25 protein-coding genes are annotated in these 21,483 nt (G+C 69.0%); 22 read left to right on the top strand and 3 right to left on the bottom strand.

Translation table 11 applies throughout. From position 1 onward, the window contains the following. The first annotated feature begins 173 nt into the window (after window positions 1-173). From AB1824_01725 to AB1824_01750, 6 genes are all read left to right on the top strand, one after another. Window positions 174-1,982 carry a S8 family serine peptidase gene (locus AB1824_01725; GenBank protein ID MEW5763670.1) on the top strand — a complete coding sequence of 603 codons (1,809 nt, stop codon included), beginning with the start codon at window positions 174-176 and terminating at the stop codon, window positions 1,980-1,982. Between the two features lie 90 nt (window positions 1,983-2,072). Continuing rightward, complete coding sequence (gene uppS, locus AB1824_01730; GenBank protein MEW5763671.1) at window positions 2,073-2,873, top strand: polyprenyl diphosphate synthase; 801 nt, start codon at window positions 2,073-2,075, stop codon at window positions 2,871-2,873. Further along, window positions 2,870-3,664, top strand: a complete 795-nt coding sequence (locus tag AB1824_01735) for a phosphatidate cytidylyltransferase (GenBank protein MEW5763672.1) — start codon at window positions 2,870-2,872, stop codon at window positions 3,662-3,664. The genes uppS and AB1824_01735 overlap by 4 nt, the downstream gene beginning before the upstream one ends. Beyond that, entirely contained in the window at window positions 3,661-4,824 is a 1,164-nt protein-coding gene (gene dxr, locus AB1824_01740; GenBank protein MEW5763673.1) for a 1-deoxy-D-xylulose-5-phosphate reductoisomerase, read from the top strand. Before AB1824_01735 ends, dxr begins: the two co-directional genes overlap by 4 nt. Next, entirely contained in the window at window positions 4,824-6,149 is a 1,326-nt protein-coding gene (gene rseP / locus AB1824_01745; GenBank protein ID MEW5763674.1) for an RIP metalloprotease RseP, read from the top strand. Before dxr ends, rseP begins: the two co-directional genes overlap by 1 nt. Window positions 6,150-6,177: 28 nt before the next feature. Continuing rightward, on the top strand, window positions 6,178-7,320 hold the full coding sequence (locus AB1824_01750) for an acyl-CoA dehydrogenase family protein (GenBank protein MEW5763675.1): 1,143 nt from the start codon (window positions 6,178-6,180) through the stop codon (window positions 7,318-7,320). 591 nt (window positions 7,321-7,911) lie between these two features. Here the strand turns inward: AB1824_01750 and AB1824_01755 are convergent. From AB1824_01755 to AB1824_01765, 3 genes are all read right to left on the bottom strand, one after another. After that, window positions 7,912-8,913: a hypothetical protein gene (locus AB1824_01755; protein ID MEW5763676.1), complete on the bottom strand. Its 1,002-nt coding sequence runs from the start codon at window positions 8,911-8,913 to the stop codon at window positions 7,912-7,914. 56 nt (window positions 8,914-8,969) lie between these two features. Next, entirely contained in the window at window positions 8,970-9,983 is a 1,014-nt protein-coding gene (locus AB1824_01760) for an NAD(P)-dependent alcohol dehydrogenase (protein MEW5763677.1), read from the bottom strand. Window positions 9,984-10,563: 580 nt separating this feature from the next. Beyond that, a complete protein-coding gene (locus AB1824_01765; GenBank protein ID MEW5763678.1) occupies window positions 10,564-10,980 on the bottom strand; it encodes a helix-turn-helix domain-containing protein in 417 nt (138 codons plus the stop codon). 87 nt (window positions 10,981-11,067) lie between these two features. Between AB1824_01765 and AB1824_01770 the strand changes: the two genes are divergently transcribed. From AB1824_01770 to AB1824_01845, 16 genes are all read left to right on the top strand, one after another. Further along, window positions 11,068-11,409 (top strand): helix-turn-helix domain-containing protein, encoded by a 342-nt coding sequence (locus AB1824_01770; protein MEW5763679.1) that lies wholly within the window; start codon window positions 11,068-11,070, stop codon window positions 11,407-11,409. A gap of 11 nt (window positions 11,410-11,420) precedes the next feature. Continuing rightward, a complete protein-coding gene (locus AB1824_01775) occupies window positions 11,421-12,161 on the top strand; it encodes an ORF6N domain-containing protein (protein MEW5763680.1) in 741 nt (246 codons plus the stop codon). 21 nt (window positions 12,162-12,182) lie between these two features. Continuing rightward, entirely contained in the window at window positions 12,183-12,623 is a 441-nt protein-coding gene (locus AB1824_01780; GenBank protein ID MEW5763681.1) for a hypothetical protein, read from the top strand. An 859-nt stretch (window positions 12,624-13,482) separates the two neighbouring features. Further along, window positions 13,483-15,393 (top strand): DNA-binding domain-containing protein, encoded by a 1,911-nt coding sequence (locus AB1824_01785; GenBank protein MEW5763682.1) that lies wholly within the window; start codon window positions 13,483-13,485, stop codon window positions 15,391-15,393. A 9-nt stretch (window positions 15,394-15,402) separates the two neighbouring features. Next, window positions 15,403-16,368 (top strand): AAA family ATPase, encoded by a 966-nt coding sequence (locus AB1824_01790; protein ID MEW5763683.1) that lies wholly within the window; start codon window positions 15,403-15,405, stop codon window positions 16,366-16,368. Continuing rightward, on the top strand, window positions 16,365-16,724 hold the full coding sequence (locus AB1824_01795) for a hypothetical protein (GenBank protein ID MEW5763684.1): 360 nt from the start codon (window positions 16,365-16,367) through the stop codon (window positions 16,722-16,724). The genes AB1824_01790 and AB1824_01795 overlap by 4 nt, the downstream gene beginning before the upstream one ends. A gap of 10 nt (window positions 16,725-16,734) precedes the next feature. After that, window positions 16,735-17,736, top strand: coding sequence for a hypothetical protein (locus AB1824_01800; protein ID MEW5763685.1), 1,002 nt, complete (start codon window positions 16,735-16,737; stop codon window positions 17,734-17,736). 11 nt (window positions 17,737-17,747) lie between these two features. Continuing rightward, on the top strand, window positions 17,748-18,410 hold the full coding sequence (locus tag AB1824_01805; GenBank protein ID MEW5763686.1) for a hypothetical protein: 663 nt from the start codon (window positions 17,748-17,750) through the stop codon (window positions 18,408-18,410). Continuing rightward, window positions 18,407-19,102 (top strand): hypothetical protein, encoded by a 696-nt coding sequence (locus tag AB1824_01810; protein ID MEW5763687.1) that lies wholly within the window; start codon window positions 18,407-18,409, stop codon window positions 19,100-19,102. Before AB1824_01805 ends, AB1824_01810 begins: the two co-directional genes overlap by 4 nt. Then, entirely contained in the window at window positions 19,099-19,416 is a 318-nt protein-coding gene (locus AB1824_01815) for a hypothetical protein (protein MEW5763688.1), read from the top strand. The genes AB1824_01810 and AB1824_01815 overlap by 4 nt, the downstream gene beginning before the upstream one ends. After that, window positions 19,413-19,649 carry a hypothetical protein gene (locus AB1824_01820; GenBank protein ID MEW5763689.1) on the top strand — a complete coding sequence of 79 codons (237 nt, stop codon included), beginning with the start codon at window positions 19,413-19,415 and terminating at the stop codon, window positions 19,647-19,649. Before AB1824_01815 ends, AB1824_01820 begins: the two co-directional genes overlap by 4 nt. Further along, window positions 19,646-20,179: a hypothetical protein gene (locus AB1824_01825; GenBank protein MEW5763690.1), complete on the top strand. Its 534-nt coding sequence runs from the start codon at window positions 19,646-19,648 to the stop codon at window positions 20,177-20,179. Before AB1824_01820 ends, AB1824_01825 begins: the two co-directional genes overlap by 4 nt. 1 nt (window position 20,180) lies before the next feature. Next, window positions 20,181-20,417: a hypothetical protein gene (locus AB1824_01830; protein ID MEW5763691.1), complete on the top strand. Its 237-nt coding sequence runs from the start codon at window positions 20,181-20,183 to the stop codon at window positions 20,415-20,417. Window positions 20,418-20,426: 9 nt separating this feature from the next. Further along, entirely contained in the window at window positions 20,427-20,882 is a 456-nt protein-coding gene (locus tag AB1824_01835) for a regulatory protein GemA (protein ID MEW5763692.1), read from the top strand. Further along, the gene (locus AB1824_01840; GenBank protein MEW5763693.1) at window positions 20,879-21,244 is read left to right on the top strand and encodes a helix-turn-helix domain-containing protein; all 366 of its coding nucleotides are present in this window, start codon (window positions 20,879-20,881) and stop codon (window positions 21,242-21,244) included. Before AB1824_01835 ends, AB1824_01840 begins: the two co-directional genes overlap by 4 nt. Further along, window positions 21,241-21,459: a Lar family restriction alleviation protein gene (locus tag AB1824_01845; GenBank protein MEW5763694.1), complete on the top strand. Its 219-nt coding sequence runs from the start codon at window positions 21,241-21,243 to the stop codon at window positions 21,457-21,459. Before AB1824_01840 ends, AB1824_01845 begins: the two co-directional genes overlap by 4 nt. The last annotated feature ends 24 nt before the right edge of the window (window positions 21,460-21,483 follow it).

Consider the following 21,483-nt stretch of genomic DNA (forward strand, 5'->3'; position numbering starts at 1 on the left):
CGGTTCTTTGTGTTCCTGATTCCGCCCTACCCACCCGAAGCCGTCACCTTCCGTTCTTCTCCAATCCGATTTCCCAAATCCCCAGTCCCAAATCCGAAATCTCAAATCCCCATCCCCCATACCTCCCTTGCCAACCGGGGCGTGAAACGCCATTCTCTAATGGGAGGCGGCGGATGAAGCGCGCGGCGGCGGTTCTCGTTGTCGGCCTGTGGGCCCTCGGGGTTGGCGCCGGATCTCCGGGGGGGGCGTGGCCGTCGGAGAAGGTGGACCCCGCGGTCCTTCGCGAGGCCGAGGCGGGATCGGCCGAATTCCTCGTCCTCATGAAAGAGCAGGCTGACCTGTCGGCGGCGCGGACACTCCGCACAAAGGAGGAGAAGGGACGCTTCGTGGTGGAGCGCCTGAGGGAGACGGCGGAGAGGAGCCAGGGGCCCTTGCTCGCGGAACTGGCGGGCCTCGGGGCGGAGGTGCGGCCCTTCTGGATCGCCAACATGGTCTGGGTCCGGGGCGGCCTCGACGCGCTGTCGGCCGCGGCCTCGCGGGCGGAAGTGGACCGGATCGTTCCGAACCCCCACGTGGGCGCCCGACTGCCCGAAGAGGAGGCGGCGGGCCGCGAGCCCCTGGCCGTGGAGTGGGGCGTCTCGCGCGTCAACGCCCCCTACGCCTGGGGCCTGGGCTACACGGGCCGGGGCGTGGTGGTGGCCGGGCAGGACACGGGCTACCAGTGGAACCACCCGGCCTTGAGGCCCCACTACCGGGGCTGGAACGGGACGACGGCGGACCACGATTTCAACTGGCACGACGCCATCCACTCGGGCGGTGGGTCCTGCGGCGCCGATTCCCTCGTGCCCTGCGACGATCATGGCCACGGGACCCACACCATGGGCACCATGGTCGGGGACGACGGGGGAAGCAACCAGATCGGCGTGGCGCCGGGGGCCGTGTGGATCGGCTGCCGCAACATGGACCGGGGCAACGGCACACCCGCCACCTACACGGAGTGCTTCCAGTGGTTCTTGGCCCCCACGGACCTCGACGGCGAAAACGCAGATCCGAGCCTCGCCCCCGACGTCATCAACAACTCCTGGGGCTGTCCGTACTCCGAGGGATGCACCTACCCGGACATATTGAAGGCCGTGGTGGAGAGCGCCCGGGCGGCGGGCATCGTGGTGGTGGCGTCTGCGGGCAACTCCGGAAGTTCCTGCGGGAGCGTGGCGGATCCTCCGGCGATCTACGACGCCGCCTTCTCCGTGGGCAACACGACGGGCACCGACGCCATCGCAACCTCCAGCAGCCGCGGCCCTGTCACCGTGGACGGGAGCAACCGCCTCAAGCCCGACGTGACGGCCCCGGGCACCTCGGTGCGCTCCTCCTACCCGACGAGCACGTACGCCACCTTAAGCGGCACGAGCATGGCGGGGCCCCACGTGGCGGGCGTGGTGGCCCTCCTCCTCTCGGCGCGCCCCGACCTCAAGGGCGACGTGGACGCCGTGGAATTCCTCCTGGCCTCCACGGCGGACCCAAAGACCTCCACCCAGACCTGCGGCGGCGTCCCCGGATCCTCCATCCCCAACAACACCTTCGGCCACGGCATCGTGGACGCCCAGCGCCTCTTCACCCTCGACAGCGACGGCGACGGCTCGGGAAACCTCGCGGACTGCGCCCCCGCCGACGGCTCGGCCTACAGCGCGCCCAGCGAGGCCCGAAACCTGACCCTCTCGTGGGCGGGGACCACGGTTCTCTCCTGGCAGGCGCCCTCGGCCCCCGGCGGCACGGAGGTCGTCTACGACCTCCTTCGGAGCGCCGATCCGGCGGATTTCTCGGCCGCCGTCTGCGTCGCCTCCGGAACGGCGGCCCTCACGGCTTCCGACGGGGACGCGCCGTCGGGCGTGGCCTATTACCTCGTCCGGTCCCGGAACGCCTGCGGCGCTTCCCTCGGGACCCGCTCCGACGGCGCTCCCCGCAGCGCCCCCTCCTGCCCCTGACGGCCGGTCCCGATGGGACGTCGGACCGCGATCCCTCGCGCGTTGCGGGCCTAGCCCTTTCGTGGTAAGGTCTTTCGAGGAAGGAAGGCCATGGCCCACGGACCCGCTCCGTCCGAAAAAGAGCCCCATCCGCTGCTCAGGCTCGTGGACCCCCAAAACATCCCCGGGCACGTGGCCATCATCATGGATGGGAACGGGCGCTGGGCCACGGCGAGGGGCCTGCCCCGCATCGAGGGTCACAAGGCGGGCATCGAGGCCGTGAAGGACGCCGTCACGGCGGCCTCCAACCTTGGCGTCCGGAACCTCACCCTCTACGCCTTCTCCATGGAGAACTGGAAGCGGCCCCAGCCCGAGGTCCACGCCCTCTTCCGCCTCCTCCACAAGTTCCTCACCGACGAGGCCCACCGCCTCCTCGAAAACGGGATCCGCTTGCGGACCATCGGGCGCCTCGAGGATCTGCCCGCCCGCAACCAGAAGCTCATCCGCGATCTCGAGGAGAAGACCCGCGACGGCAAGTGGACCCTCACCCTGGCCCTCTCCTACGGCGGCCGGACGGAGATCGCGGACGCCTGCGGCGCCCTCCTCAAGGAGAGGTTGGCGGCCGGAAACGGCGGGCCCGTCCAGCCCGAGGAGCTGGGGCGCCACCTCTACGCCCCCGACCTCCCGGACCCGGACCTGCTCATCCGCACGAGCGGGGAGTACCGGATCAGCAATTTTCTGCTCTGGCAAATCGCCTACGCCGAACTGGTCATCCTCGACGTCCTCTGGCCGGACTTCCGGGAGCAGCACTTCTACGAGGCGGTGCTGGACTTCCAGAGGCGGGACAGGCGTTACGGCGGCGTTTCGGGGGCGGCCGCCCGAGGCCCTTCGGGAAAGGCGAGGCCCCGGTGAAGCGCATCCTTACGGCGCTCGTGCTGATCCCCCTCTTCCTCGGGAGTCTGCTTGCTCCCCACCCCGGCTTCTTCGGGGCTTTCGTGGCCGTCGCCATCCTGCTTGCGGGCTGGGAGCTCGGGCGCATCGCCCAGGCCACCGAGCTGGAGCCCTTCCGGAAGACCCTCGCTCTCCTGGCGGCGGCCTTCCTGCTCCCCGTGGCCTGGCCCGACGTCTTCACGGTGGACGAAGTGCTCGCGGCCGGCCTGCTCATCCTCCTGATCCTGGGCCTCTTCCGCCGCGCCGATCTGGGAAAGACCCTCGTTTCGGCGTCCGTGACCCTCTTCGGGGCCCTCTACGTGGGCTTCCTGCTGGCCTACATCCTCCGCCTGCGCCTGGAGCGCGGCGGCGTGGGGCTGGTCTTCCTCCTCGCCCTGGGCGTCTGGCCGGGCGACTCCCTGGCCTACTACGTCGGCAAGGCCTTCGGGAAGCACAAGCTCAACGAGCGCGTTTCTCCCAAGAAGACCTGGGAAGGCGCCGCCGCGAACGTGGCGGGTGGGCTCCTCGGAGTCGCCGTCGGCAAGGTTCTCGGCCTGGCCGCGCTGGAATGGGTGGACGTGGCGGTCCTGGGCCTGATCTTCCCGGTCTTTGGCATGATGGGCGACCTGTTCGAGTCGGCCCTCAAGCGGAAGGCGGGCGTGAAGGACTCGTCCGGGCTCCTGCCCGGTCACGGAGGCGTCCTGGACCGGCTCGACAGCGTCTTCTTCAACGGCCCCATCCTCTTCTACTACCACCAGGCCATCCTCGCATGAGCCAGGGCGTCGTCATCCTCGGCTCCACGGGGAGCGTCGGCGAGACGGCCCTCAGGGTCCTGCGCGAACTGAGGGAGTCCTTTCACGTGGTGGGGCTCGCCGCGGGCCGCCGGGCCGACCGCCTCATGGAGCAGATCCAGGAGTTCTCGCCGTCCGTCGTCTCCGTCGCCTCCGGCGAGGATGCCCGGAGGATCAGGGCGCGTTTCCCTCGCCTGGAAGTGGCCTACGGTCCCCACGGGAACACGGTGGTGGCCGACGCGCCCGACGCCCGCACCGTGATCGCCGCCATCGTGGGCGCCGAAGGCCTCGCTCCCACCTTCAAGGCCGTCCAGAAGGGCAAGCGCGTGGCCCTGGCCAACAAGGAGGCCCTCGTCATGGCGGGGCGCCTCGTCATGGACGGGGCGCGGCGGTCGGGGGCCGAGATCCTCCCCGTGGACAGCGAGCACTGCGCGGTGTACCAGTGCTCCCGGGGCGAGAGCGCCAAGCACATCCTCCGCGTCCTCCTCACGGCTTCGGGCGGGGCCTTGAGGGATTGCCCCCTGGAGGATCTGGAGGGGGCTTCCCCCGAGCAGGTCCTGCGCCACCCCACGTGGCAGATGGGCCCCAAGATCACCGTGGATTCGGCCACCATGATGAACAAGGGCCTGGAGGTCATCGAGGCCCACCACCTCTTCTCCCTCCCCGTGGACCGGATCTCCGTCCTCATGCACAGGGAGAGCATCGTCCACTCGCTGGTGGAGTTCGTGGACGGCTCCGTCCTCGCCCAGCTCGCGGAGGCGGACATGGCCCTGCCCGTCCAGTACGCCCTCACGTATCCCGTGCGCAAGCCTTGCCCCATGCCCCGGCTGGACCTCGCCCACATCGCGGGCCTGACCTTCTCGGCTCCCGACGAGAAGCGCTTCCCCTGCCTCTCCCTCGCCCGGCAGGCGGCCCAGACTTCTGAGGCCCACAAGGTGGCCCTCAACGCCGCGAACGAGGTGGCCGTGGGGGCCTTCCTCGAGAAGAGGCTCTCCTTCGGCGGCATCCCGCGCCTGATCCGGCGGGTGCTCGACGCCACGGTCCCCACCACCCTCGCGAGCCTCGAGCACATCCTGGCCCTGGACAAGGCCAGCCGCGCCGCGGCGCTCGCCTTCCTCGAGCATCCGGAGCGACTCACGTGATGGTCCTCGAATCGGCGCTCACGATCCTCCTGTTTCTCCTGGTCCTGGGCGCGCTGATCCTCGTCCACGAGATGGGCCACTACCTGGCGGGCCGGCTCCAAGGCTTCGCCGTGGACGCCTTCAGCATCGGCTTCGGCCCGCGGCTTCTGGACCGGAAGGGCGCCTACAACAGGTGGCAGATCCGCTGGATCCCCATGGGGGGCTTCGTCAAATTCCGGGGCGAGGCGGGCCCGGACGACGAGGCGCCGGCGGACGCGGGGCCCGGCAGGCCCTTCTACGAGATGCCGAGGTGGCGCCGCTTTCTGGTCCTCGTCATGGGCGTGACCTTCAATGCCCTCCTGGCCTACGGCCTTTTCGCGGGGCTCGTCTGGCACGGGGTGGAGGAGTCCCTCCTGCGGGAGCGGGAGCCCCGCGTGGGCTTCGTGGCGCCCGGCCTCCCCGCCGAGAAGGCGGGCGTCCGTCCGGGCGACGTGCTGGTGCGGCTCGGGTCCCGGAAGGTCTCCAACTGGGACGACGCGCGGGAAGAGATCGCCCTCAACCAGAAGCCCTACGAACTCGTCCTCCTGCGGGGCGGGGAGACCCTCTCCGTGAGGGTCGAGCCCGTGGCGGCCACCTTCCTCAAGCAGCCCGTGGGGGAAATCGGCGTCTTTCCGGCCCTGCCTCCCGTCATCGGGGCCGTGGCGGACCCCTCTCCGGCCCTGCGCGCGGGCCTCGCGCCGGGGGACCGCATCGTCTCCCTCGACGGGCAGACCTTCGCCTATTGGGACGAGTTCCAGCGGGCCATGGCCTCCTCTGATGGCGCGCCCCGGCGCCTCGTGGTGGAGCGGGAGGGGAGCCGCCGCGAGGTGGAGGTCGCCCCCGAGTACAACGCCGAGGCGGGACGGTACCTCCTGGGCATCGCCCCCCAGGAGTCGGTGTGGACCCGGTACCCCTTCCCCTCCAACTTCGCCAAGGCCGCCTCCCTCACCCTCCAGCAGTCCACCCTCGCCTACCGCACCCTCAAGCGCCTCGTGACCCGCCAGGTGGGCCTGAGCGCCCTCTCGGGGCCCGTGAGCATCGCCTACATCACGGGGAAGGTGGCCCGCACGGGGCTCTACAACCTGCTCATGCTCGTGGCCGTGATCTCCCTCCAACTGGCCTTCATCAACCTCCTTCCCATCCCCGGTCTCGACGGGGGGCAGATCATCGTGCTGGCCGCGGAGGGGCTCTTCCGGCGGGACCTGCCCATGGCCGTGAAGGACCGTATCCTCCAGGTGGGCTTCGTCCTGCTCATCCTCTTTTCGGTGGCCGTGCTGTTCCTCGACGTGGCCAAGTTCTTCAAGTGAGACGGCGGGCGCCGTCCGGAGCCGACCCATGGATTTCGAACTGAACGACGACCAGAAGATGATCCGGGACATGGTCCGCGCCTTCGCCGAGGAGAAGATCCGCCCAGGCGTGGCCCGGCGCGACGCCGAGGGGGCCTTCATCGCGGACCTCCTTCCGGGCCTGGCGGAACTGGGCCTTCTGGGAATGGTCGTCCCCGAATCCCTGGGGGGATCGGGGCTCGACACGGTGGCCTACGCGGTGGCCATCGAGGAGCTGGCGCGGGTGTGCGCCTCCACCGCCGTCACGGTGTCGGTGACCAATTCCGTCTGCCAGGAGCCCATCCTCCGCTTCGGAACGCCCGCCCAGCGGGAGCGCTTCCTCCCGCCGCTGGCCAAGGGCGAGCGCCTGGGCGGCTTCTGCCTGACGGAGCCGGGGGCCGGCACCGACGCCGGCGGCATCCGCACGCGCGCCGTCCGGGACGGGGACGCCTACGTCCTCAACGGCGCCAAGGCCTGGATCACGAACACGCACGTGGGGCGCACCTTCGTCGTGGTGGCCGTGACGGACCCCTCCAAGGGCGCGCGCGGAACGTCGGCCTTCGTGGTGGAGGCGCCCGCGCCGGGCCTGGTCTTCCTTCCCGAAGAGAAGAAGATGGGCCTCAAGGCCTCCATCACCTCGGGCGTGGCCTTCGAGGACTGCCGGGTGCCAGCCGAGAATCTCCTCGGGGAGGAGGGGATGGGGCTGAAGATCGCCCTGCAGACCCTCGACGCCTCGCGCATCGGCATCGCCGCCCAGGCCGTGGGCATCGGCCAGGGCGCCTTCGAGGAGGCGGTGCGCTACTCGAAGGAGCGGCAGACCTTCGGCAAGCCCCTGTGCGAGCACCAGGCCATCCAGTTCATGCTCGCCGAGTCGGCCACGGCGCTGGACGCCGCTCGCCTGCTCACCTACCGGGCCGCCGCCCTGAAGGACGCCTCGTCGCCCTCCCTCGGCCTGGCCTCCAGCATGGCCAAGCTTTACGCCAGCGAGGCCGCCAAGCAGGTCTGCGACGCCGCCGTCCAGGTCCACGGCGCCTACGGGTACAGCCGCGAGTACGCCGTGGAGCGCTTCTACCGCGACGTGCGCGTGACCACCATCTACGAGGGCACCTCCGAGGCCCAGCGCATGGTCATCGCCAAGGCCCTCCTGCGCTAGTTTCGAACCGCCACGAACGTTCCGGCCGGAGTCCTGGACCTCCTGGGCTCCGCTTTCACGCTTCATGCCCTGTAAGAGGCGTCGCCCGACGCCGAGGTTTTCTCAATCCCAAATCCCAAATCCCAAATCACAAATCCCAAATGTCCTCGCCCTCTCCGGCCCGGCGCCTTCGGCGCCCGCATCCTCAACGTACGGAAAGTACGATTCCGGTGCGGGCGCCTCGCCTTCCTTGCCTTAGGGCCATCGGCGTCGGGACGCGCCTCCCTCCCTCCGGTCGGTCGGCCACAGCGAGGGTCCGAAGCACAGCCCCCGCGCGCCTGCCGCTGTGGGAGGCGTCGCCCGACGCCGAGGTTCGCCCTCAAAGGCCTTCTCTCATCGTAGGGGCGGCCCTCCGCGGCCGCCCGCCTACGAAGGCCCCCAGTGTAGCGGCCCTTGCTCGCCAAGGGCCGGCCCTTCGGCCGATGCGAGCATCGGCCGCTAAGGGGCAAGGGTCAGGTCTTGTATTGCGACATTCCGGATCGGGTGGATTGGATCCTGACGCGAAGTCCTTTCGTCTCCCGTCCCTCGCCTCCCGTCTGACGTCTCTCGCCTCTAGGGGGCCGGGCAGGCGCCCGAAGCGATGGGGCGCGCTAGGAGGATGCCTTCGAGCCTCTCGTAGTATTCGTGGCGCAGATCGCTGTTGTCGCTGTCCTTGCAATAGTCCGTATCGCCGGAGTCGTAGCCGCAGGTGGAGCGCCCGGTCGTGAGCGTGTAGGCGCATCCGCTGGCGCTGGCCCAGCGGTACGCAACCGGGCGGCGGGTAGAATCGTAGCCGTACCACATCTTCCCTTTGCCCACGCCGTCGGACGCAGAGACGTCGTCGTAGGAGCTTCGTCTCGTGTCCTTGCCGTGTCCGCTCTCCGCCGAGTCAATGACGTAGATCCAGAATTCGTCCTGGTTTACCGTCGAGGCCACCGGAAAGGTCCAGGCCAGCATGACGTGGCCCGTGCTCTGGCTCCCGCAGGACTTGCCCTCCATGAAGGAGCGCCAGGCGTCCGAATAGCGCACGACGAGGATGTCCCCCGGCTGGATCTTCTGGTGATCGGTGAAGACGTACCAGAGCGCGTTGCAGTTTTCCGAGCGGCCGGCCAGGATCTCCCGGAAGTAGTCGTAGAATCCCCAGGCCCGGGGGCGGAGGTCGGGGTCGTCGGGATCCGTTGGGTCCGGCGGATGAAGCCTCAGCGAATTGGCGAGGAGGTCCGCGTAGTGGAGGGGGGAGGCCGGCTCCAGCACGAACTCGCCCACGAATCCGGAACAGTCGTACTTGTAAATCCCGTCGTCCTCCGCCATGACCGATTGGGCGTGGTGGACGTACTCGGTCTGGCGGAGATTCCCGAAAACGTAGGCCATCCGGTCGTACACGGCTCGCGCGGGCGTCCCGGCCGGAGGCCGGTGAACGCGGCTCCCGGGCAGGGCGGGCGCCGCCTCGGTTTCGCAGGACGTCGAGGAGACCTGGGCCCTGTCGCTTTCTTGGGATGCCTGGGCGCATACTCCCGCGCCGTGCGCCGCCAGGGCCCAAATCAACGATCCCGTCACGAACCACGAGTTGCGCATGGGGGCTTGCCTCCCGCTCTCCATCAGAGTATGAGCGATGCGTATGTGGAGGCGCATCACCATCCTACGACGATCTTGCCGAAGTGGCCGCCCCGCTCCATGAGGCGGAAGGCGTCGGGGGCCTCGTCGAAGGGGAAGAGGCGCCCGAGGACGGGGCGGAGGCCGGAGGCGGAGACGGCGCGGTTCATGCGGAGGAACATCTCGCGGCTGCCGACGAAGATGCCCCGAACGGTGACGCTCTTCATGAGGAGCCAGGTGACGGCGACGGGGGCGGAGGCGCCCGAGAGGACGCCGATCATGGAGACCTGGCCGCCAATGCGCGCGGCCTTGAGGGAGCGCTCGAAGGTGCCGGCGCCGCCCACCTCGATGACGTGGTCCACGCCTTCGCCCGACGTGGCCTTCAGGACGGCCTTGTCCCAGTCGGGGTCCCGGGCGTAGTTGAAGCCCGCCTCGGCGCCCAGCTCGAGGGCCCGGGCGATCTTCTCGTCGCTCCCCGAGGTGATCAGGACGCGGGCGCCCGCCGACTCGGCGAACTGGAGGGCGAAGACGGAGACGCCCCCGGTGCCGAGGACGAGGACCGTCTGGCCGGGCAGGAGAGGGCGGGGCCCCTCGAAGAGGGCGTTCCACGCGGTGAGGGCGGCGCAGGGGAGGCAGGCGGCCTCCTCGGGGGAGAGGTGGGGAGGCACGGGGACGCATCCACCCTCGGAGAGGAGGACGTACTGGGCGAGACAGCCGTCCAGGGGGCCTCCGAGGGTGGTCTTGCGGGCCTCCGCCGTGGGTTCGCCGGCGAGCCAGCCCTGGCAGAAGGTCCCCATGACGCGGTCTCCAGGGCGTACGGAAGCCACGTCCTCGCCCACTTCCTCCACGACCCCGGCCCCGTCGGAGCAGGGGATGAGGGGGAGGGGCTGGCGGGGATTGTAGGAGCCCCTCACGGTCATGAGATCGCGGAAGTTCAGCGAGGCGGCCTGGAGGCGCACGAGAACCTGGCCCCGTCCCGGCCGGGGCGTCTCGCGCTCGGCGGCCTTGAGGTTTTCCAGCCCGAAGGAACCCTGGATTTCGAAGACCTTCATTGCGGCCTCCTCGGAAAGGAAGAATCTACCACATGGATCAAGGTGAGTAAGTGAGTCAGTGAGTAGGGGAATAGGAGAAGAGTAGGTGAGCAGGGGAGGAGGGACGCCGCCGAAGGGGGGCCGGGGCGTGCGCACCGCAAGCACGAGGAGGCGGAATCGGTAGACACGGGAGGGGCCTGGGTGTTCCCCGTGTCGTGAACCAAATGGGTTATCCATGTCCTGATTGCACCTCCCCTGTTCCAATGAAGGCTTGCTCTTGGTTTTGCCTTTTCCGGGAAGAAGCGGGATGAGGCGGGAAATGGCGGGAAGTGGTTGGAGGGAAAAGGGTTGGGGAACCACCGGCGGGATGTGAGTGGGGCAATACCAGGCGGAGGCGAAATGTGGAAATGTTGTGGAAAGCGGGTTGAGGCATCACTTGGTTTTGCCCCAAGGTGGCGAAAGGCAGGGTGAAGATGCGGACGGTATTGAAATGCCCATGGATAGGCGTTTGAGGGCGTTTAAATCGGCCGGAGTCCCGGGGAGGGCATCGGCGGGGGGCGCGGTTTGTGAATTACATAAACGTCGATGCGGCTAAATGGCTCTAACTACTAAGTATCTTCGCTTTGAGGGCGGCGAGCTCGTCGTCGGTCAAGAGACCCTTCTCTTTTAGGACAGCCAGGCGCTCGAGTTGGGTGATGGGGTCGGGCGCGGGGGCGGTGAACATGCGCCCGGGACGGCCAGCGCCCACAAAGGGCTTGGCCGCCGGCGCCGCGATCCGCGCCGCGTCGGCGGCCGGGCCCCCAACAAACATGCCTCCCTCGCCAGTTAAGAGCCATTGAATATTGAGGCGATAAATAGTCGCGAGAATCCCTAGCCTGTCAAGAGAGAGATAGTTCTGGCCAGTAATTGCGGCACTGAGTGCGCCGGGCGTGATGCCCAAAGATTGGGCTATATCCTTCTGTTTACAGCCTAAGGCGTGAACAAAGCTCTTCAACCTAACCGCTATCTCCTTGTTCATGCTGGCGTTATGAGCCATTGCGCACCGTCACTTTAGACCCTCTTGATTTTGAGATTTAGCCCAGCTATATTTACGAAAGGAGGCGTAATGAACACCACCCAACTGCTACGGTTCCTCCCTCTCGACAAACGCGCCAGGGGCGAGTGGATCCTGTATGCCCTCCACCAGAGCGGCCACACGATCGAGGCCCTATCCAAACAGCACGGAGTGGGCCGGAGCTCGGCGTGCCAATGCCTGCGTACCCCGATGCCCAAGTGGGAGCGCATCATCGCCGACGCTCTCGGCGTCCGCCCCGAACAGCTCTGGCCCGAGCGCTACGGCCCCGACGGGAAACCGAACCGGAAGCGTGGCCGTCCGCTCGGGTATTCACCGAAGAAGCATAAAGCCCAACAAGAAGCCGCGCAATATCCAGCGCCGGAACGGCGCTAGAGGGAGGTCGCATGGCCGAGGTCGTGAAGGTTGGAGAGCGCGAGATCCTCCCCGTGGAGTACCAGGGCCAGCGCGTGCTGACGCTGCGCCAGGTGGACGAGCTGCATGGGAAGCAAGACGACTCAGCAGGGCGGAGATTTCGGGCCCATCGTGATGAGTTTGTCTTTGGCGAAGACTACTTTGAAGTGCGCTACGACGAGTGGGCGAGCGCACCGGCACTTTCAAGTTTGGTTCGGACGGGAACGTTGGACCAAAGAGGCGGCCACCGGGGCCACCTCATCCTTCTCGCCGAAACGGGCTACCTCCTCCTGGTAAAGGTCTTCGACGACCCCATCGCCTGGCAGATCCAGCGGGGGCTCGTGTGCTGCTACTTCCGCGCGAAGGCGGCCCAGGACGACCCATTGACCCAAGCCCGGCTCACGCACGCCGAGGCGGAGCGTTACGCCAACGAGGGGATGCGGTTGACCCTGGCCCACCTCTTCGGAGACCGCTACAACCACCGCATCAAGACCCTCACAGAACTCGACCAGGTCCTCGTGGACGGGATGCAGATCCGGGGCCACTGCGGCCCCGAGGTCCAGGCCCAGTGCGCGTACTGGGGCCTCTCCCAGGCCGGCCCCACGCGCTTCGACGCCATCGAGCGCGCCAAGTGGCGGCAGAGCGCCACGCCGGACGAGATCCACGCCGAGATCCAGTGGCTGCTGCGCGCCATCAAGAACCAGGCGAACCGCGGGATGATCCGCGTCCGCTAGGTTCCCGGAGGAGGGGGGGGCATGATCCGTCGGAAGGCTGAAGCGCTGATCCCATGCCTCTTCGAGATCCCGTCGCCGGCGGAGCCCCTGTCGGCGACGATGGACTACCGGGCGGCGGTCTCCCACCTGGTGGGGGAGGTCTTGAAGGCCATGCCCGCGGACCGCCACGCCGTGGCGGCGGAGATGTCGCGGCTGTCGGGGCGGGAGATCTCCAAGTACATGCTCGACGCGTACGCCTCGGAGGGCCGCGAGGAATTCAACATGCCCTTCTGCCTGGCGCCCGTTCTCGAAGCGGCCTGCGAGAGCCACGCCTTCACGCGGTGGCTGGCGGACCTGCGGGGCGGGCGGCTCCTTTTGGGGCGGGACGCGCTGAATGCAGAGATCGGCCGGCTGGAGCGCGTGAAGGACGAAGCCGCAAAGAAGATCCGGGACCTCAAACGCATCATGGGAGACACTGAATGAGCGAGGGCCTTTCGAGGACGGACCTGACGCGGATCCCGCGCGGGCCCGAGGACGTGGCGTGCCCCGCCAAGCGCATGCTCCTGCCGCCGGGGACGTGCGAGCACGAGGCGAAGGGTTGGCTCCAGAGCGGACGGCGCGAGGCCCACCGGTGTGCTGGCGAGGCCTGTCCCAACTGGCGGCCCGTGTGGGGAGAGGGCGCGCCCTCCCGGCCGGAGCCCGTGGAGCGGCCTGGGCCGATCCGCCCGCCGGCGCCACCCCCCCAGGCTCCCAAGGCCGCGCCCAAGACGCCTGCTCTCACGCCCGCTTCGGTCCGCACGGCACCGCGCCCAACGGCGACCCAGAAGCCCACGAAGGCCCCAGACAAAGGCAGGGCGAGGGTTCGCGCGACGGCGCACCCCCCGCCTGGGGGCCACTCTGCGCGCCGCGGCCCCGCCCTCCTCGCCCGGTTTCTTTGGGGCCTTCTCGGGGGCCGACGGTGAGCCCGCGCCAGGGGTTTGTGAAAACGGCAAAACGAGCCTCTGAAACCCCCTCGTCAGAGGCTCGCTCCGGAATCTTCAGAGGCTCGCGAGCCTCTGAACGGAAGTGCCTGTGCGAAGAGGCACTTGCGCGGATGCGCGCCGAAGGGCCCGCCTGGGTGACTCTCTCCTTCGGAGGCTCGCTGGTTGGAATAACTGGACACGCACTCAAGTGCCGAATGCTCCGCGCCCGGAAAAAATCTACTGTAGATTTCACAACGCGGGTGGTCCGGGAGGGGAAAAAGCGGGTCCTCTACCTGGACGCATGGACTCTCCCCGAGCCAGGTCCCACCCGGTACGCTGTGTGGAGAACGAAGCAGTTGGTGGAGGCCGAACTGGGGCAAATGCCCCAGGAGCCCCCCCCCGTCTCGAAGCCCTCCGCGCCCCCCTGCGCGGAGGCCCCGCCCGCCGCCTCCTCCCCCCCGGGGGCGGCGGGCACCCCTTCCTTCTATAAAGAGGAAGGGACCGAAGCCGCCCCTCGTATCCTCACCTCTTCCCCCGGCGGGCCCCCGCCTACCCGCCGGGGGTCTTTTTCCAAGGGAGGCCCGAGCGAGACGGCCCTACGCTCCACGTGGGGGGACGTCCACCACGGGACGCGCCTCGATGCCCTCCACCGGCGCGACGCCGTGCTGGCGGTGCATCTCCTTCTGGCGCAGGGCCTGACCTTGACGGAGGCCCTCGACCAGACGTCCACGGCCCTCGGGCTGAGCCTGTGGACCCTACGGGCCTGGTGGCGGCGGGTGGAGGGTTTGCCCAAGGACCTCTGGCCCTCGGCCCTGGTGGGCCGCTACCAGGGCCGGACGGCCTTGGCCCCGGTGACGGAGGCGGCGTGGGAGTGGTTCAAGGCGGCCTACCTGGACCGCTCCCAGCCCGAATTCGCGGACATCTACCGCCGCGCGATGGACCTGGCCCCGGAGAGGGGCTGGAGGGTGCCCTCAGAGGCCGCCCTCCGCCGGCGTTTCCGCCAGCAGGTGGACCCGCTGGTCGCGACCTATCTCCGAGAGGGCTCCGAAGCCCTCCGGGCGCGCCTGCCCCAGGCGCGTGTGGACAAGACGGGGGTCCCTGCGGGCCAGGCCATGAGCCTCGACGGCCTGAAGCTCGACAGCCTATGGGTGCAGTTCCCCGGCGAAACGCCCGCCACCAACGCCGCCGTGGCCCTGTGCGCCCGAGACATCCATTCGGGCCGGATCGTCGCGGGCCGGCTGGGCGAGACCGAGTGCACGGACCTCATCTGCGGGGCGGTCTACGACCTATTGGGCGTCTGTTGGCCGGAGACCCTCCAGATCGATAACACCCGGGCCATGGCGAACAAGTGCGTGACGGGCCAAAGCCCCCACCGCCACCGGTTCAAGAACAACCCCTGGACGGATCCCGTGGGCCTATTGGTGCTCTCGCAGATCTCCGTCTATTGGACCAACCCCGACACGGACCTTGCCTCCCCTGGACAGAAGCCCGTGGAGCGCTCATTCCGGGACCTCCACAAGATGGTCCGCCACAACCCGCGCTTCCACGGGCGAGGCTTCTCGACGGCCACGGCCGTCCCCTCGTGGGAAGTGGAAGAGGTTCTCGCGGAGGAGATCGTCCGGTACAACGCCATTCCCCAGCGGCGGACCCAGGTCTGTGGGCGCCGCCTCTCCTACGACCAGGCGTGGGAGGCCAGCGTACAGCACGCCGGGCTCCGGCGGTGCCCCGAGGAAACACGGGACCTGTGGCGCCTGCGGTGCGAAGTGGCCACCATCAACCGCCGCACAGGCGAGATCGCCCTCCGGGCCGGGGTGGGGCCCCACGGAGCCAAGCCAAGGTACGCCCATGATCTGCTCTACCGTCTCCCCGGAGAGATGGTGACCGTGTGGTTCGATCCGGACCACCTCGACCGCCCCGTGCAGGTCCGGACCATGGACGGGGGCTTCCTGTGCGTGGCGGAGCCCTTGAGGAACCTGGGCTTCCAGAATACGGCCGACGCCCGCGTGTGGAAGCGGATGCGCCAGCAGAAGATCCGGGCGGTCCACGCGGCGGCCGATGCCCACGTGCGGATGGAGGCCCTCGGGCGAAAGGTCCGGGCCCTCCCCGGGGACGCCCCCCTCGCTCCCCGCTCCGCCCTGGCCCTCGTCCCGGCCACCCCGGGCGAGCCGCCGCCGAAGGCAACGCCCGACCTGACCGACGCCAACCAGGTCCGGATGTCCTTTCAAGAACGCATGGAAGCGCTGATGCCGCCCAGCATGCTGGAGCCGGCCTTTGGCGCCCGACCGGAATAGGAGGTGATCATGACGCAGACGCAGAAGCAGGAGCTCAACGTGGTGGAACCCCTCGATGGAGAGGATCTCCGCCGGCGATTCGCGGAGGAGGTAGCCGAGTCGGGCCTCTCCCAGGCGAAGATCGCCCGGGAGGTGGGCACCAATCCCTCGTACGTGAACCAGTACCTCAAAGATGGGACTTGCGCCGGAGCTCGAGAGGAGTTCGAGGCGAAGGTCCTCCGGTGGGTCCGGACCCGGGAATCCCAGCGCGCGCTGGACCGGATCCTCCCCGGGGAGGACGTGTTCTTCCCGACGCCCACCTCCAGGAGGGTGCTCGCGGCCCTCGCCTACGCCCAGGCAGGGCGGTCTATGGCCGTCGTGTACGGCGGGGCGGGGCTCGGGAAGTCCACGGCGGCGCGGCACTATGCGACGGCCGCGTCGTCCGTTTTCCTGGCCACCGTGAGCCCCACCAGCCGGAAGCCAGGAGGCCTCCTCAAGGTCCTCTGCCGCACCCTGGGCCTCAAGGCGAGCATCTGGCCCACGGACATGGAGCGCTCCGTGGTAGAGCGGCTCGCCGGCACGCGGGGCCTGCTCATCGTGGACGAGGCCCAGCACCTCACCGTCGAGTCCCTGGAGACCCTGCGGGCCATCCACGACGCCGCCGGCATCGGCCTGGCCCTCCTCGGGAACGAGCGCGTCTACACGCAGATGGTCGGGACCCGAACGGCCGAATTCGCCCAGCTGTTCAGCCGGTTGGGCCACCGCGTGAAGCTTGTGAACCAGACCGCGGGCCCCGACGCCGAGGCGCTCCTCGACGCATGGGTGGCCCCTGTAGACGCGCCGGCCCGCACGCGCCTCCTGGGCATCGCCGCCAAGGACGGCGGGCTCAGGCAACTGATGCAGACCCTGAAGATGGCGACCATCGCGGCGGGCGGTGAACGGGTCACCGCCTCGCACGTGTCGGGAGCCTTCGCAGATCTCGGAGGTGACGAATGAAGAAGATTCTCGCGGTGCTTCTCGCGGCGGCGCTCCTGGCGCTGGCCGCCCTTCCGGCCCTGGGCGCGATCCCCAACCGCTATCTCGGGGACCGGGCCAAGCCCTTCTCGGTCACGGCCTCGGACGTCGCGGCGACGGTGACCCTCCCCGTGGGCAAGCAGGGCGTCTTCCTCGTGGTAACCAACGACGGGACCGAGGACGTCTACCTCGCCCTCAACCTGGCGGCCACCACCACAGACGGGTTCGTGCTCAAGCCCAATGAGGAGGTCCAGGTCCCCGTGGCCCTCACGAGCCTCGGATACGTCTGCGCGGCCACGAAGACCACCGTGCTGCGCGGCTGGATCCTCTACTACTAAGGAGGCCTGGATGAAGCGGATTTTCCTCAGCCTGGCCCTTCTGCTCGCGACAGCGGTGCCGACCCTCGCCGGCTTCGGGTCGCTGGCCCGCCCCACCCGTCCCGTGACGGACCTCCGCTGCACCAAAGACGGCGCGGACGTGGTCCTGACCTGGACCACTACCCCCGCGAGCGCCTACCGGTACGTCGTGTGCCGCGGCGTGCTCCAGCCCAAGTTCAGGGCAGAGAAAGTCGTGGCCGTCCTGCCTCTCGGCAGCACGGGATGGCGGGACTACGGCGCCATCACCCGCACGGTCCTGGGCGTGGCGGTGAACGAGTTCTACCGCGTCTATGCCCTACCCGGGGAGGCCCCGGCCCCCGGATTCTCCCGCAAGCTCAAAACCGTCCGGCACGAGTATCGAGAAAGGCCCCGGGACCGCAGCCAGGTGCTGCGAATGGACGTGTCGAACGGCTCCCAGTTCAACTTGGACCCCCGCGCCGAGGTCATCGGACGCGACAACGGGTGGCAGATGCCGGGCTCCCGGTCCTCCTCCTCGACCTTCCTCTACGACCTGGAGAACTTCCCCACACCCGGGGGCGCCGTGGGCCGCGAGGTCTGGCTCTCCGGCCAGCCGGACGAAGCCAAACCCAACACCTGGCTCCACTCGGGCTACTACGCGGGGGTCACCCACACCCCCGCCGGGGGGGACGAAACGGTCACCGCCTCCACCGCCAGAGAACTGTCGGCGCCGGCCGTGAGCCGGGACGGGAATGTCGCCACCGTCACGATCACCGCGCCCCCGCAGGACACGGCCGGGGCCGTACAGGGCATCCAATGGTACCGCTCGTACCTGGGCGTGGCCGACGCCGAAACCATGACCCTCCTCGCCACCCACCCGCCCACCACCCTGGAGATCCAGGACGACATCACCGCCGTCCCCGCCAACTGGTACGTCTTCTACTTCTACCGCCTCGTCTACAAATCCGGCCTGTCGGACTTTTCCAAGTCCTCCACCTCGCCCCTGCGGCGTTGAAAAGGGAGCCCATGCGCAAAGTGCTCTGGTACATCGAACAGTGGACGCCCGTGGTGGCAATCGTCCTGGCGATCCTGGCCACGATCGCCGTCTCCTGGGCCCACCTGCTGGCGGCCGATCCGCCGGTCAAGATGGCCTGGACCATGGATCCGGCCTTCTTCCCCCTGCGGGCCGCGACCCTCACGGCCTACCCCGTGGCGGCCAGCGACTTCGAGGTGCCCGTCCGGTGTGCCTACCTCGGGGACCTCGACACCTACGTTTGGCAGTTCAAGGCCCACGTTCCCGAGGCGTTGAAGACGGGCGACTGGATTCTCTACGGCCAGGGCCCCGGGGGCCTCACCGTCTGCCAGCACATCTGGCTGGCACCCGGGACCACCGGGGCGCTGGCGCCCGTCACCTGGGAGCAGGGCGAGGTCTGGAACGTCGGGGACGGCGCCACCACGACCTTCCCCAAGCCCGCCATCGAGGAATCCCTCGTCGCCCGATGGGAGATCCTTGTGGACGGAAAGCCTGTCGCCCCCGACGCCGGCGGCCTCATGCCTCCCATGGCCGGCGCCCGCACCGTACAGCTTCGGGCCGTCCTCGCGGGATCGCCCCTCCACCACGAGCTCCTCGGCCCCATGCTCCGGCTCGAGTTCGCCGAGGGCCGCGACACCCAGAAGGACCGCACATGAGAAAAGCCCTCCTTCTCCTGTTCATGGCCGCCCTGGCGCTCCCCGCGCTGGGGCAGCCCATGCCCTGCACCGTCGGGGGCTCGGCCCGCCTCGAGGTCTTGGGCCCCGAGGACCCCACCAACCTCTGGCAGCAGGCGGGCTACGTGTCCTTCTGGCTCTCGTCCGACGCCACCGTCGCCGTGGGCGGAAGCCAGGGGGCCCTCCATTACGCCAACGGGCACTTCTCCTCGTGCCTCTCCGGGGTCGCGAACACCTCCTGGCCCGGGGGCGTCTGCCCCGACGAAGGGGCGGAAATCGTGGGGGCCGTCCTCTACTGGTCCGACGAGAACACCCTCGACCAGCGGGCCTTCTTCGCCGTCGGCACCCTCCTCGCCTCCGCCAGTGTGGCCGAGGGCACCTGCACCATGCGCGAAGTCCCAGAGCCCACCGCCACGGTGGACGCGGGGATTGTCACCCTCACCTGGTCCGCCCCGCCGGAGGCGGCCGCAGGCCTGGTCACCGGCTACCAACTCCAGCGCTCCGCCGACGGGATCTCCTTCGCCAACGTCGGCTCCGTCGTAACGGCCCCCACCACGACGGACACGCCGGGTCCCGGCACCTGGCACTACGCCTTGAAGCTCCGCTTCAAGGGCACCGGATACGACCGAATGACCCCCAAGCGCGGCCATGCCGTGCAGGTGGTGGTGCCGTGAGCGGGCGTCTCCACCTCGTGGAATCCCGGACCGGGGAGGGGGCCATGCCCCCTCCCCCCGCGGCCGTCTTCGCCGAGGTCGAAGCCTCCTTCCGCCTCGAGGCCGACGAGGCCCTGCGGATCTTCGTTTCCTATCGGAACCTCCTGTCCGAAGAAATGCTCCAGGGCTCCGTCCACGAGGACACCCTCAAGCAGACGAGTCTCGCCCTGCAATTGGCGGGCGAGAGATTCCGGGAGTGGGCCCGCGCCTTCGCCGCCCTCCAAAGGGCCGACGGCCGCTGGGCGCCACGCCCCCAGGGAGAGACGGGCGCATGACGTACAGCGACGAACACCTCGACCACTACGGGGAGCGCTTCACTGCGATGGGCCTGTCCCGCACGGGCCTGACCTTCGAACGCTACCTTACCAACCCCCGGCACTACGAGGGCCTCCTCGTCACCGCCCTGCGGGCGGCGCCCGTATTGAAACCGGGCCTCCCGGCCCTCGCCGGCTGTTGCCCCGAGGGGGGCGCAAACCTCCTTCCCTTCGTCTCCGGAGTCCGGACGTGAGCGGGGCCCTCGCCTTGTCCGACATCGAGCGCATGGCGGAGGCCTATGCTGCCGCCTGCGAGGACCTGAGACGGGACCTTGACGTACTCGAAGGGGCCATCCGCCAGGCCAAGCGGGCCATGGTCCCCAATCTCCTGCGGCGGGCCGCCGTGGCCGCCGGCGCCAAGGCAACCCTGCGCAAGGCCGTCGAAGAAAACCCATCCCTCTTCAGCAAGCCCCGGACCCGCGTGGCCCACGGGGTGCAGGTGGGGTACCGGAAGGCCAAGGGCAAGCTGGCGATCGAGGACGAAACCCTGACCCTCAAGCTCATCCGGAAGCACTTCGCCGACCAGGCCGACGTCCTCATCGAGACCACCGAAAAGCCCGTAAAATCGGCCCTCAACCAGCTCCCTGCGGCGGACCTCAAGCGTTTGGCCGTCACCGTGCTGGAGGCCGGCGACGAGGTCGTCGTCAAGGTCCTCGAGGGCGAAGTCGAGAAGCTCGTGGACGCATTCCTCCACGAGGCCGACGCCCTGGGCCCGGGGGGCTGAGATGCTGAAGGCGGCGCGCCTCCGGACGAGCGAGCGGCTGCAGCGGGTGGACGACCTCCTCTCCGACGGCCACGAATACTCCACCCTGGAGATCGCCCTGAGCGCGCGCGTGTGCGCCGTCAACTCCTGCATCGCCGAACTGCGCGCCAACGGGCGGTCCATCCGCTGCCGCCGCGTGGGCGACCTTTGGTATTACCGGCGGGTGGACGTGACCCCCCGCCTCTTCCGGAACCGGTAGGAGAGCCCCATGACCGCCCCCGCCAAACCCCGCCGCACCCTGGATTCCAGAACCCGGGAGATCATGTGGATTCATATGGCCAAGGCCCACTTCGGGTGGGACGACGATCTCTACCGCGACGTCCTCGAGGACGTGGGCGGGGCCCGATCCGCCAAGGACCTCACGCCCCTCGGCCGCGCCCGCGTCCTGAAGCACATCGAGCGCCTCGGCTGGCGCCCCAGGCGAAAGCCCCGGCGCTTTCAGAAGGGCCCCCGCCCCGACTCCTCCCGCGCGCGCTACCTCGCCAAGATCGATGCCATGCTCTACGAGGCCGGCCGGGAGCGGGCGTACGCCGTCGGGATTCTCAAGCAGATGTTCGGGGCGGGCGCGCCCGACCGCCTCGAATGGGCCGAGCCCGCCCAGCTCCACAAGCTCGTCGCCGCCCTCGTCTACGACCAGCGGCGCCGGAAGGGAGGCCGCCGGTGAGTACCTGGGACCGGATCCTCCACCGCATCGGCGCCACCCCCACCCGTGCCCTCATGGAGCGCTTCGGCGGCCGCCGGCTATACATCCCCGCCAGGATCCCCGCGGACCATCCCCTGCGAGAGATCCTCGCCCCCCAGGCCTGCGACCTCCTCTGCCGCGAATGGGGCTCCTCCATCCTCCACGTGCCGCGCTTGGGCTCCCTCGGCCAGCGCGAAGAGCGAAAGCAGGCCATTCTCGACGCCCTGGCCGCCGGGGCCCCCATCGCCTCCGTCGCCGCCCGCTTCGGCGTGAGCGAGCGATGGGTCTACCAGATCGCCCACGAAGCCCAACGGTCCCTGTTTTCCCAGGAGGACGCCCCGTGACGAAGACCGCCAAGCCCGAGCGTAGCCTCACCGGCCTCCGCCCCTGCCCCTTCTGTGGGAGCGTCCGCCTCTCCTCCATCACCCTGCGCGACCAAACCACGCGCGCCCTGCGGCCCCTGCTCCTCCAGTGCAACGACTGCGGCTCCACGGGCCCCGTGGGAGAGACCCTGGATCAGATCCGCCGCCTGTGGGACGTGCGGGCCCAGGAGGTATGACCATGCCCTTGACAGCGCCCAAGT

The organism is Acidobacteriota bacterium, assembly GCA_040752915.1.
Lineage (GTDB): Bacteria > Acidobacteriota > UBA4820 > UBA4820 > DSQY01 > JBFLVU01.